The 12,072-nt window shown below is 35.7% G+C and carries 11 protein-coding genes; 8 read left to right on the top strand and 3 right to left on the bottom strand.

Features of this window, described 5'->3' with window-relative positions:
• On the bottom strand, positions 1 to 253 hold a 253-nt coding region (locus LQ188_RS08620; protein WP_230176565.1), incomplete at its 3' end, for a hypothetical protein.
• Positions 254 to 747: 494 nt separating this feature from the next.
• Here LQ188_RS08620 and LQ188_RS08615 point away from each other — a divergent pair.
• Complete coding sequence (locus tag LQ188_RS08615; protein WP_230176564.1) at positions 748 to 1,305, top strand: GNAT family protein; 558 nt, start codon at positions 748 to 750, stop codon at positions 1,303 to 1,305.
• A gap of 480 nt (positions 1,306 to 1,785) precedes the next feature.
• Here LQ188_RS08615 and LQ188_RS08610 read toward each other — a convergent pair whose 3' ends face one another.
• The gene (locus LQ188_RS08610; protein ID WP_101221610.1) at positions 1,786 to 2,112 is read right to left on the bottom strand and encodes an antibiotic biosynthesis monooxygenase; all 327 of its coding nucleotides are present in this window, start codon (positions 2,110 to 2,112) and stop codon (positions 1,786 to 1,788) included.
• A 178-nt stretch (positions 2,113 to 2,290) separates the two neighbouring features.
• Here LQ188_RS08610 and LQ188_RS08605 point away from each other — a divergent pair, with 178 nt between their 5' ends.
• From LQ188_RS08605 to LQ188_RS08585, 5 genes are all read left to right on the top strand, one after another.
• Entirely contained in the window at positions 2,291 to 3,166 is an 876-nt protein-coding gene (locus tag LQ188_RS08605; protein ID WP_230176563.1) for an aminoglycoside 6-adenylyltransferase, read from the top strand.
• 65 nt (positions 3,167 to 3,231) lie between these two features.
• Positions 3,232 to 3,783 (top strand): dihydrofolate reductase family protein, encoded by a 552-nt coding sequence (locus tag LQ188_RS08600; protein ID WP_230176562.1) that lies wholly within the window; start codon positions 3,232 to 3,234, stop codon positions 3,781 to 3,783.
• Positions 3,784 to 3,927: 144 nt separating this feature from the next.
• Positions 3,928 to 4,893, top strand: a complete 966-nt coding sequence (locus LQ188_RS08595; RefSeq protein ID WP_230176561.1) for an alpha/beta hydrolase — start codon at positions 3,928 to 3,930, stop codon at positions 4,891 to 4,893.
• 18 nt (positions 4,894 to 4,911) lie between these two features.
• Positions 4,912 to 5,583 (top strand): response regulator transcription factor, encoded by a 672-nt coding sequence (locus LQ188_RS08590; protein WP_230176560.1) that lies wholly within the window; start codon positions 4,912 to 4,914, stop codon positions 5,581 to 5,583.
• Entirely contained in the window at positions 5,580 to 6,575 is a 996-nt protein-coding gene (locus tag LQ188_RS08585; protein ID WP_230176559.1) for an ATP-binding protein, read from the top strand. The genes LQ188_RS08590 and LQ188_RS08585 overlap by 4 nt, the downstream gene beginning before the upstream one ends.
• Positions 6,576 to 7,686: 1,111 nt before the next feature.
• On the opposite strand, the gene LQ188_RS08580 is transcribed toward LQ188_RS08585, so the two are convergent.
• Entirely contained in the window at positions 7,687 to 8,685 is a 999-nt protein-coding gene (locus tag LQ188_RS08580; protein WP_230176558.1) for a LacI family DNA-binding transcriptional regulator, read from the bottom strand.
• Between the two features lie 555 nt (positions 8,686 to 9,240).
• Here LQ188_RS08580 and LQ188_RS08575 point away from each other — a divergent pair.
• Complete coding sequence (locus tag LQ188_RS08575; RefSeq protein ID WP_095679741.1) at positions 9,241 to 10,572, top strand: MFS transporter; 1,332 nt, start codon at positions 9,241 to 9,243, stop codon at positions 10,570 to 10,572.
• A 46-nt stretch (positions 10,573 to 10,618) separates the two neighbouring features.
• A complete protein-coding gene (locus tag LQ188_RS08570) occupies positions 10,619 to 12,064 on the top strand; it encodes an NAD-dependent succinate-semialdehyde dehydrogenase (RefSeq protein ID WP_290370108.1) in 1,446 nt (481 codons plus the stop codon).
• Positions 12,065 to 12,072: the final 8 nt, after the last annotated feature.

Genomic DNA, 12,072 nt, shown 5'->3' with positions numbered 1-12,072 from the left:
CGCCGCCGTGTCCGTCCCATTGACCACCGCCATGACCGCCACCGTGTCCGTCCCATTGACCACCGCCATGACCACCGCCATGACCGCCGCCATGACCGCCGCCATGACCGCCGCCATGACCACCGCCGTGACCACCGCCATGACCACCGCCGTGTCCGTCCCATTGACCGCCGCCCGGACCAGGTATTCGTTCACCATCTATATAATAATACATATTATTAGGGTAATAAGCGCCGTAATTATAATTATACATTCAAGAAATCCTCCTTTTTTTTGTTTACCCTTTCAGACTATGTACAAAGGGTGGGAAGGGTCCTATATGGACAATGATGGACAACAAAACAGGGCTGCCTATTTATTGTTGTCAAAATAAAAGACAACAATATTAATGGCTGTTTTTTTTTGCCTCATATTGAATTTTAAACACTAATAGTGCTTAAGTTGTTTTGTTCAGCATTAAAGCAGTAAAGGAACCGATGCCTTCTAATGAAATATTAAAAAGTGTTCCTGAAATGAAAGATGAAAATCGAAGACCCATGTTTTTAATCATTTCAGCAGTAAAGGAAACAAAAAATTCATTTAATGAAGGAATTAAATAAAACGGGAAAAAGGCGTTTCTACGAAAGTAGGGACGCCTTTTAGTTATTAACATTAATTTTTAAGCAATAATGCGTTGATTATCTTCTTTAATTAGGTAATGATTAAAATAGTTAAATATGGAAAAGGGGATTTAGAGGAGGGAAATTGATGGAGAAGGTATTTCCACTTATTGAAACAAAACGATTGATATTAAGGGAAGTAACACTAGAAGATGCGGGTGACATGTTCAAATATCTATCTGATACAGATGTGGTGAAGTCAATGGGGTTAGACCCATTCGAGACAGTAAATGATGTATGGGATGAAATTAAGTGGTACGAATCTATATTCGAAGAAGGTTCGGGAATCAGATGGGGAATTACATTAAAGAATTCCGGTAAGGTTATAGGAAGTTGTGGTTTTCTGAATATGGTCTCCAAACATCATCGAGCTGAAATTGGATATGAATTAACTAAAGATCAATGGGGAAAAGGCATTGCGAGCGAAGCGTTGGAAGCCGTGGTTATGTATGGTTATCGTCACTTTCACCTGGAAAGGATTGAAGCCTTGATTGAACCGGATAATCTCCCATCCCAAAAACTAGTGGAAAAGCAAGGGTTTAGAAGAGAAGGATTGCTAAGGCATTATGAATATACCTGTGGCAAATTCGATGATTTATATATGTACTCCCTCATAAAAGAAGACCTTAACGGCATTTCCTTTTAATTAACCCGAAGCTCTTTTGCGATTTTTCTGAGGGAATTATTACCGATTTTAAGGGGATTTTAGCGGTCCCATGTTGAAGACAAACTCAATGGAAAGCTAGTTTGATTTCAGTTTAAAAAAATTTCTAACCACAAGCGTCTTTGGTATCTGAAAGTTACTCTTCAAGGGTATGGTGAAATTGTCCGATTTAATAAGTGTTTCATAAAACAGTAAAATTCCATAATGGGAATTAGTCTTTAACATGGTTTGGGATGAACATCCTAAAGTGAAAAAAATCTAGTTGATTGAAATGGAAGGTACGAGACTCCTGCGGGAAAAGCGCGTCCAAGGGAGACCCCACAGGCGCGAAGAGCGCCGAGGAGGCTCCCGGACCGCCCGCGGAAAGCGAGTGCCTGGAATGGAAATCAACGTTCAAATTTACAAGCCCAAAAAAGTAAAGCGGTCTTTTTAATAAGTATATATTCATAAATCTTAGTTTACTCATTTGCTTGTATAATCTCTTTCAACCTTACAAATTCGGGTAGTGTATGACGAGTACCAATCTTTCATACCTTTTTCTTGTGCCTTTTTGTGAGCGGCATTTTCCTTCCAAAGTCTAATGGCATCCAGGGACTTCCAATAGGATACGGTAATTCCTAACCCGTTTTGATCTCTTACGCTTTCGACTCCTAAATAGCCATCTTGTTGAGCGGCAAGTTCATCCATGAATTCTGCGGTTGAATTATAGCTTGCGGCATCCTTATCGCTTCTTTGCGAAGTGAAAATACAAGCGTAATAGGGCGGTTCGGGAGTATTTGCAAATAACATGAAATGATGCCTCCTTTTAACTTAATATTCAAAATAATACCACATAGGCGAGAATGAGGATAGTTGCCCGGTAAAGAGGTACTCAGCAAAGAAAACAAGGAGGTAAAAAGCAGTATATATCTCTGACACGGCAATTCTGCTAAAGGGATTTTATTCTGATTCACGAATATATATTACTTTGACGGTTTTACAAAAAAAGGAGATGGTCTTGTGTGCGGGATTCGTTAGCAAACATATAGAAAGAGATGCATTTTTACCGGAACAACGCGATATTCTTTTGGAAAATGCATTAAAAGATTTATCGGCAGATCCTGATGTTTTGGCTATTTACATTGCTGGTTCATTAGCAAAAGGAAACGATGATCAATACTCCGATATAGATTTGCACACCATTGTTATTCCAAAACGCAAAGCAGAATTTTTAAAGGGAAAAAGGGATAGAGCCAATAATTGGGGAGATGTTTCATTTCACGAAGACTGCAATCCTTATTCACCGTATGTCGTCACTCATTATAATACCTTTGTGAAAGTTGATAGCTGGTATCATGCACCAGGAGAAATTGTTCCCTCCATCTGGTTAAAAGAGGTAGAAGTCATCTATGATCCTTTTAATATTATGAGTCCTGTTATAAAAGAAGCTGCAGAGAAAGTGTATAAACCTACACCTGATGAAGTTGAGCATTGGAGAGGAAAGCTGCTTGCTTTTGTCCATGAAACCTACAGGGCCGTTATGAGAAGAGAAATGTTATATGCACTATCCAATCTTGATAGGATACGGTGGCTGATTGTGTCTGGTTGGTATATGGAAATGGAAGAGCATATAGATGTCCCCTATGGAGTATGGGCAAAAATCGAGGGCAATAGAAGTAAATTAGCTGGAAAGCAGTTATCCCTGTTGGAAAGTTGGGATTGTGGCCGCAATTCAAATGAAATTATTAAAACATTGAGACGTATGATCCCAGAATTCCTCAGACTAAATGAATACCTATGTACTCAAGTGGGTGTCGAAACAAATGAAGACCATATCAAAAGAATAATCGATATGGCTATCTGATACCATATGAGGCTAATGAAATAAAGTACGTGTAAAATGTGTAATCTCTATTGGAGGGATGCTGAGTGGCACAATTGGTATATCATGTAGCCGTTTCACTTGATAATTTCATTGCCGACCAAGCAATGTTGGAAGGGGATATCAATCATTCTTTTTTCTTATTTGAAGGAGATCATGTCCCGGACTTTTTATCCGATATCCAGCAATATGAAGCGGTGTTGATGGGAAGTAAAACATATGAATTTGGATTTCAATTCGGAGCTAAACCGGGTGAACCAGGGTATAAGGGTTTGAAACATTATATATTCTCGAGCTCCCTTCAGTTTGAATCGAATGAAGAGGTAGAACTTATCGAAGGAGACGCCGTTGCGTTTATAGAAAACCTCAAACAGCAAAGTGACGGAAAGCTATGGCTTTGCGGGGGCGGAGAACTGGCTGGAACGTTATTAAAACATAAACTCATTGATCAATTGGTGCTTAAAGTGAATCCAGTCATAATCGGAGAAGGCATCCCTCTTTTCGGCAGTGTTAAGCCAAGTGTAAAATTAGATTTAGTTGAAATGAAACAATTCCCAAACGGTGTGATTAAACCGACATATAATATTATTTATCCTTAGGGCTGCGCTGGCGCAGCTTTTTTAATGCAAATCAATGGACAATAAAAGGTGAATTTTTCTTTTATTGAAAAATACAATGAAAATTAATTAGAAATTTATTTTTAACATATATCCTTTCAATATAACTTGAAAGGAGTTTTCTATATGAGAAAAATGTTGAAAGGATTAAAGAATATATTTTTTACCTTCATTGCTATTTTCTTATTTGTAGTATTAGCTGTTTTTATTTACCATAATTATCAAAAGGGCAAGGAATCATCATTAATTAATGTAGGAACATCCGTTGATTTTAATAACAAAGAAATTAATGTATATACGGAGGGCAACGGGGAGGGTACATACGTTTTTATGTCCGGTTCCGGGATTGCTGCTCCTGTTTATGAATTGAAGGGATTATATAGTAAGTTTGCAAAAGAAAATAAGATTGCAGTCATTGAAAGAGCGGGATATGGATACAGTGATGTTTTTCATGATGATAGGGATATTGATGCAATTTTGGAACAAAGCAGGAAATCTTTAATGGAAAGTGGTAATAAACCTCCTTATATTTTGGTACCACACTCATTATCAGGTATTGAAGCTATTTACTGGGCACAAAAATACCCAAGTGAAGTAAAGGGAATTATTGCTTTGGATATTGGTTTACCGCACCAATATGTAACTCATAAAATGGGCATGGTTGATTCATTGACAGTAAGAGGAGTGAATATTTTAACGAAAATGGGTTTGCACCGTCTTATCCCTTCAGCTGTTTATAATCCCGAAGTGATCCGGCAATCATTCTTGACTGACCATGAAAAAGAAATGTATAAAGCACTATCATATAAACAGTTTTTTAATGATGATATGGAGCAAGAGCTTATACAAAGTTACAATAATGGTAAAAAATCTTTTAACCTGCCGATTCCAAAAGAAACACCCATTTTATTTTTAGATGCGGTTGCCGATGAAAATAAAAATTCGAAATATACAATACAAAAAAATGAAGATTATGAGGAGTTTGCAGGGAAACTATTAAAAGCGGATGTAATAAAACTGAAAGGGACGCACAGCATTTATCTATACGCGCCAGATGAAATATATGATCTTGCCATGGAATTTATCAAATGAATATAGAAAGGTCCTGTGATGAAAAGATATAATATTTTAATTGTTGAAGATGATTTGATGATTGGTGATTTATTGAAAAAGATTTTGCAGCGCGAAGAGTACAATGTATTTTGGATGAAAGAAGGAAAAGGAATTATAGATATAATCCATGAGATGGATTTAGTCATTATGGATATTATGCTGCCAGGAGATGATGGCTATCAAATTACCAAGAAAGTAAAAAGTCTAGGATTAAATATTCCAGTTATTTTTCTATCCGCCCGAAATGATATGGATAGCAAACTTCAAGGTTTGACAATTGGTGAGGATTATATGACTAAGCCTTTTGATCCCAGGGAGCTATTACTAAGAATGCAGAAATTGTTGGAAAATCAATATGGTACTTTCACACAAATTAAACATTTATATATTGATGCCGAACATAAAAAGGTATTCAATAATGACTTGCATAATGAAGTGGTTTTTACTGCGATAGAGCGTAAAATATTTTTCTATTTATATGAAAATAGGAATCAGATTTTAACGAAGGAACATTTCTTTGAATATTTATGGCAGCTCGAAGATAGGAATCAAAATATCATTAATGTACATATAAAAAAAGTTAGAACAAAAATCAATGATAACATCGGAGAAATCATCCAAAATATATATGGAGAAGGGTATAGATTGAATACCTATATAAAGAAATGAAATTAAAGAAAAAATACCAGCTATTGTTACTTATTGCCGTTATTAGCGTGCCATTTATATTACTGTTGATAAGTATCCTAATGTCATTAATTTATGATTTGGCCTTTAGATCCAATAATAGTGACATTCCTTTTCATGAATCTTTTGCATATCCTACAATGCTGGGAGTATTTATTTTATCACTATTATTGTTAGCCTTCTTATTTTCCAAATCTATTAACTCGCTATTAAAAAAAATAAATATATTGAATGAAACCATCAGGAATTTAGCCAGTGATGAGGAGATTCCGAATAAATTAGAGGTAAATAGCAATGATGAAATCGGGGAATTAACTAAATCGGTAAACTTACTGATTGAAAGAACGACCTATCGGGAATTGGAACTAAAGCAACAAGAGGAAATGAAAAAGGAACTCTTAAATAAATTAAGGCATGACATCAATACACCTTTAACTGCAGTAAGATTACAATTATTCTATTTAGAAGGTCAATATACGGAACAAGCTCCATTATTACAATCACTATATCAACAAATAAATTATATTGCCGAATTAACAAATGAATATAATATTCAATCCACAGATACGCTCGATAATTCCTATATATTAAATGACGAAGTGAATATGCACGATTTAATAGAAATGATGGTTAAAAAATGGGGCTATTTGTATAACATGCATGGTATTGAATTAATATATCACCCTTTAAATGGAGAGCTGGAATGGATGAGTAATGGCTTGTGGCTGCAAAGGTTATTCGATAACGTCTTTCAAAATGTATTAAACCATTCGAAGGCTGATAAACTTGTGATAACTATTGAAAATAATGTGGTCAGTATCAAGGATAATGGGGTTGGTTTTGATATCGATAGTAGTAAAGGGCTTGGCTTAAAAATAATCGAGGATATAGCTAAGACACTTCATATAAAATATAATTTGCATTCAAATGAAAGCGGAACTTTATTTTGTTTTACTTTCGAAAATACAATATGAATCTCATTTGAATTAAGTTATTTTGCGGGGATGACATCCGTGGATTTTGTCAGTGACTCATAAATATCATTCTTTTCAGATAGTTTGCCTTATGCAACTCATTGCCGACCAATTTATGTTGGGCGGGAATACAAACAATCTTTTTTATTGCTTGAAGGAGATCATGTCTCAGACTTTTTATCCGATATCCAGCAATATGAAGCGTTGTTGATAGGAAGGAAAACATATGAATTTGGATTACAATTCCACCATTTTTTGTACATTGGTGACTCATGAACTATAAGTCTCTTTGTTTCAGAAACTCAAATTTACCTTAGTAAAAATCCTACCAAAATAAACTTAATAGATATCTAACGGGTGCTTCGTATTATAAGGTTTACCAGTAAAATTCCTGGTTGACCTTTATTAAATAGAACTTATTATATCAGTAGCCATGGTAGAACTTACGGGTATATGGGAATGATCCCGTGGAATAAACTGTCATCGTCCTACTTGTAGAAACATGTTTTAGGCTCGTTGGGACGTAGATCTCATATAACAAGCCCAAGCTATGAAACTGCATGGAGGACTAAGGGTACTGGTTAGTAAGTATACGAGTAATCAAGTTATTGGTCTGGATGCTGCAAAAGGAGAGAGCAAGTTCATTTTCCATTTAACAACGTGTCGTTATGATTGATAAAAATCCATCGTATCCTTTAGCCATTAAATTGTTAAAAGTGTTCTGATTTTAACGCCTTCAGGCATCACCACGAATGCGGTACCTTAACAACATAAGTGGAACAGATCATCGTTTCATATAGAAGCGTGTTCGTTCTATGGTGGGATTCAAGCCATAGGAAACAGGCCACTTCTATAATGAGTAGCATTGATTCGATGCATATGATGAAAAAAAGGACAACTTCACCAAATCGCTGAAGTCTGTCCAAAATGAAGTCAAATTCATAAGAAAGATGTTTTTGGAATCGCATTATAACCTGGGATGAAACAAGCCATGTAGGTCCTATGTTTCTATCAAATGTTTTTTTGCACCAGAACCGATTAATATATTATTAACATTAAAGTTAACAGACTAAATTTAGGAAGTCTAGATAACTTATGATAATAATCTTACTTAGCAACCACAAGATCTCCTAATCATTAGTGACGCAGGAATTTGAATGTGTCTGGAATAAGAAGGGTTGTTTATTTTATTTAACAGTACATCAAATGCGGTTTGACCAACTGTTTCTGAAGACATACTAACATTAGTAATCGGAGGATTAGTGATATTTGCTGCTGGAAAATCTCCAAAACCTATTAGAGCGATATCCTCAGGACATTTAAGTGAAAGTGCTGTTAACCCTTGCATAGCACCCACTGTCATTAAGTCGTTTAAAACAAATAATGAGGTAATTTGTTTTTCACGATTAATTAAATATTTAGTTGCTTTCAGTCCGCCTTCTACCGTAGCATTTCCAAGTTCTAAGTAACTTTCATTAAAAGTAAAATGGTAATCCTTTAAAGCAGCCTTATAGCCTTCAATTCTTCCAGTAGTAGAAGTGACATCTGCTTTGGCATAGATCAACCCTATATGGTGATGACCGTGTTGTAATAAATGAACAGTTGCATCATACCCAGCTTGAAAATCATCCATCGTCACTCTTGGAATTAGCGGCAAATTTGGATCATACCGAAGCACTTGAATAATCGGAAGATTTTGTTCTATGTACTTTTTTAAATATTGTGTGTCCATCTTAGAAGGAGTGATAATAATCCCATCTACCATATGGGAGCTGAGAAGTTTAATGGTTTCTTTCTCGTATTCTTGATCTTCAATTGTGTTGATAAAAAGCATCTGATAGCCTAATTCCCGAGCTCGTTTTCCTACTCCATTCACAATGCCTGATACATGAGAGTCCGGAAATGAGGAGACAACTAAACCAGCTGTTTTAGTCTTTAGATTGCGTAAGTTCTTCGCTCTGATATCAGGAACATAATTATATTTATCAATTATTCCTTTGATTAGTTTAGTCTTACCTTCCGAGATATTCTTTGTCCCATTAATTACATGGGACACTGTAGCAGTAGAAACCCCAGCTTCTCTTGCTATATCTTTTATTGTTATTTTCATTTAATCTCCCTACCATCTGTAGCAAAGTTAATCGTTTTTCTTCATGGGCAATTATCAATTAATAATTTATCATATTTTTTTTGGGAAAACAACGAAATGATCATAAAATACAATTATTTCATATAACATTTTCTAGAAAATGAAATATTTGTATTGAATTATCCGATTTTTTTTGTTATTTTTTTATAAATAAGGTTAATCGTTTAACTTTAAGTGATTAACAAATTTAGGAATCTATTTTTTTATATAAGGGTTCTATAGAAAAATAATTGAAATCTAAAATTCTTTGTTAAATTAGAAAGTGGTTTTTTAGTTTGAAGGTATTGTGACTCTTTAGGGTGAAAAGTGTGAATATTTAGAAATTATATTGCTCTAAAAGAGAAAATGTGTTTTAATATTATTATTGGTTGGGTCACCCAACCAATAGAGGGGGGTGGAAGCTGATCTAGATATTACTGTTTAATGATTGATATAGTGATTAGTTTTCTTAGTGCATTTGTAAGCGCTTTAAAAGTGAGAGGGAGTAAACATCAATAGTATAAGGAGAATGATGTGATGAGTAATAATGAAACCTCGATGAAGAGGGTAGCAGGTGCTAGCTTTGTGGGTGCGTTGATGGAATGGTACGACTTCTTCCTTTATGGGACTGCTTCGGCAATTGTGTTAAACAAGTTATTTTTCCCCGATTTAGATCCAACAGTTGGTACTATTGCCGCTTTTGCATCATTTGCAATAGGTTTCTTAGCAAGGCCTCTTGGAGGACTAGTGTTTGGGCACTTTGGCGATAAAGTCGGAAGGAAATCTATTCTCGTAATTACCCTTTTATTGATGGGCGGCTCTACATTTGCAATAGGTTTATTACCAACGTATGATTCAATCGGAGTATGGGCGCCAATCTTGTTAGTAGCTCTGCGTCTATTTCAGGGGTTTGCGCTCGGAGGAGAGTATGGAGGAGCTTCCTTGTTAATGATAGAACATGCCCCAAGAAAGCAAAGAGGGTTTTGGGGAGCATTATTACAATCCGCTACTCCCCTAGGTTTGTTGTTAGCCTCCGGTACTTTTACATTAGTAACTTTATTACCTGAAGCACAATTTTTAGCTTGGGGATGGCGGATTCCTTTCATAATAAGCATTATTCTTTTGGGTGTAGGTACTTTTATACGATTTAGCGTAAAGGAGACTCCTGCTTTTCAAGAACTAAAAGAGACTGGTAAGGAAGTAAAACTGCCAATAGTCGAATTGTTTAGAGCATATCCGAAAAGTATTTTAATTGCATTTGGGGCAAGGATAGGTGAAACCGTAAGTTTTAATTTGTTCAACGTTTTTGTCATCTCTTATGTTAACACACAATTAGGACTTTCAAGCAATGTTGCATTAACTGGAGTATTTGTAGCATCAGCCGTTGCAGTAGTCGTTTCACCTTTATTTGGTGCTTTATCTGATCGGATAGGTAGGAAGCCTGTATATCTATTTGGGACATCCTTTTTGGTACTCTTTGCATTCCCTTTTTTCTCCTTAGTCAACTCAGGGGTTGCGGTTATCATTTATCTAGCTATCACTCTGGGTTATGTTCTTGGTACAACAGCTTTATTTAGTATCCAATCGGTATTCTTTACAGAAATGTTTGGTACCCATGTACGATATAGTGGCTTGTCATTCGTATATCAAGTATCAGGTATTATTGGAGGGTTTACTCCTCTTATTGCTTCATCTTTGTTGCTATGGGAAGGCGGAGTTTTATACATTTCACTTTTCTTAGTATGTGCTTCCCTTATTTCTTTGATAGCTACTCTCTTTGCAAAAGAGACATTTAAAAAAGATATTTCTGAAATTGAAAAACTTAAAAATGAAGTTCATATAGTAGATGAAATTAAGATTTTAAAGTAATAATTATTTTAAAATTCTATTATTTTGATTAAAGGGGCGGAAAATCTTGAACAATATTATAAAAACTAAAGCAAAAAAACTTTTTATCAATGGCGAGTGGACAGAAGCTTTTTCTGGTAAAACGTACGATGTTTTGAATCCTGCTACTAATAAAGTTGTAGCAACAGTTGCTTACGGATCTACCGAAGAAACTAGGAAGGCAATTAAGGCGGCGAATGACGCTTTCCCAAAATGGGCTGTATTAACTGCTAAAGAACGTGCAGTTTATCTAACGAAATTATATGAATTAATGCTTAAAGAAAAAGAAAGTTTAGCTAAATTGATCACACTTGAAATGGGTAAGCCGATTAAAGAAGCTAGGGGAGAAATTGAGTTAGCGGCAGAATACTTATTATGGAATGCGGAAGAAGGAAAACGAATATACGGTGAAAGCATTCCTTCATCAAGTCCATCCAAACGCTTGCAGGTATTAAAACAACCCATTGGACCAGTAGCAGCAATCACTCCATGGAATTTTCCTGTTTCGATGTTAACAAGAAAACTGGGACCAGCATTGGCTGCAGGTTGTACATTTGTTGTAAAGCCAGCCAGTAAAACTCCTAGCAGTGCTATTCGTCTTTTTGAACTGATTGAACAAGTTAAATTTCCGAAAGGTGTACTCAATTTAGTCATTGGAAGCTCTAAACATATCGGAAATGAAATGATGGAAAATCCAGCTATCAAAAAAATCACATTTACTGGATCAACTGCTGTTGGGAAAAAGCTTATTGGAGATTCATCTCAGCAAGTTAAGAAGGTATCAATGGAATTGGGAGGTCATGCTCCATTTATTGTTTTTGAAGATGCAAACCTTGAGGAAGCAGCTGAAGGAGTTATTATAAGTAAATATAGAAATAGTGGTCAGACTTGTATCTGTTTAAATCGTCTCTATGTGCAAAAATCAGTAAAAGATCGATTTGAAATTCTGTTAACTGAAAAAGTGAATAGTCTAAAAATTGGGGATGGCATTGAGGAATCAACAGAAGTAGGACCACTTGTAGATGAAGAAGCCATCAAAAAAGTGGAGTATCAAGTGGAAGATGCTTTGGAAAAAGGAGGGGTCCTCTTAACTGGCGGAAAGCGTAGGAATGCTAATGAATTATTTTTTGAACCTACACTTATATCAAATGCCTCCCCCGATATGGAGATTTCTTATGAAGAAACTTTCGGTCCAGTAGCACCAATTTATACTTTTGAGTCAGAAGAAGAAGTGATTGAGGCGGCAAATAAAACAGATTATGGACTCGCAGCATATTTTTACACAAATGATTTAGGAAGAAGCATCAGGGTAGCTGAAAAATTAGAGTATGGAATAGTTGGCGTGAATGATGCCACACCAACTGTGGTTCAAGCACCTTTTGGAGGAGTGAAACAAAGTGGCCTAGGAAGAGAAGGTGGACATCAGGGCGTAGAAGAATATCTTGAGACTAAATATATTTCAATTAAATTTTAAGGGGGAAA

The sequence above is a fragment of the Peribacillus sp. Bi134 genome (assembly GCF_918698065.1).
Lineage (GTDB): Bacteria > Bacillota > Bacilli > Bacillales > DSM-1321 > Peribacillus.
Note: the sequence above shows the minus strand (reverse complement) of the source record. Positions and strands in the feature narration are given on the sequence as shown.

What these genes read in the sequence shown, in the direction of transcription:
- LQ188_RS08615 (WP_230176564.1), top strand. Translation starts at nt 748, where the DNA reads ATGGAGAAGGTATTTCCACTTATTGAAACAAAACGATTGATATTAAGG.
- LQ188_RS08610 (WP_101221610.1), bottom strand. Translation starts at nt 2,112, where the DNA reads ATGTTATTTGCAAATACTCCCGAACCGCCCTATTACGCTTGTATTTTC.
- LQ188_RS08595 (WP_230176561.1), top strand. Translation starts at nt 3,928, where the DNA reads ATGAGAAAAATGTTGAAAGGATTAAAGAATATATTTTTTACCTTCATT.
- LQ188_RS08590 (WP_230176560.1), top strand. Translation starts at nt 4,912, where the DNA reads ATGAAAAGATATAATATTTTAATTGTTGAAGATGATTTGATGATTGGT.
- LQ188_RS08585 (WP_230176559.1), top strand. Translation starts at nt 5,580, where the DNA reads ATGAAATTAAAGAAAAAATACCAGCTATTGTTACTTATTGCCGTTATT.
- LQ188_RS08580 (WP_230176558.1), bottom strand. Translation starts at nt 8,685, where the DNA reads ATGAAAATAACAATAAAAGATATAGCAAGAGAAGCTGGGGTTTCTACT.
- LQ188_RS08575 (WP_095679741.1), top strand. Translation starts at nt 9,241, where the DNA reads ATGAGTAATAATGAAACCTCGATGAAGAGGGTAGCAGGTGCTAGCTTT.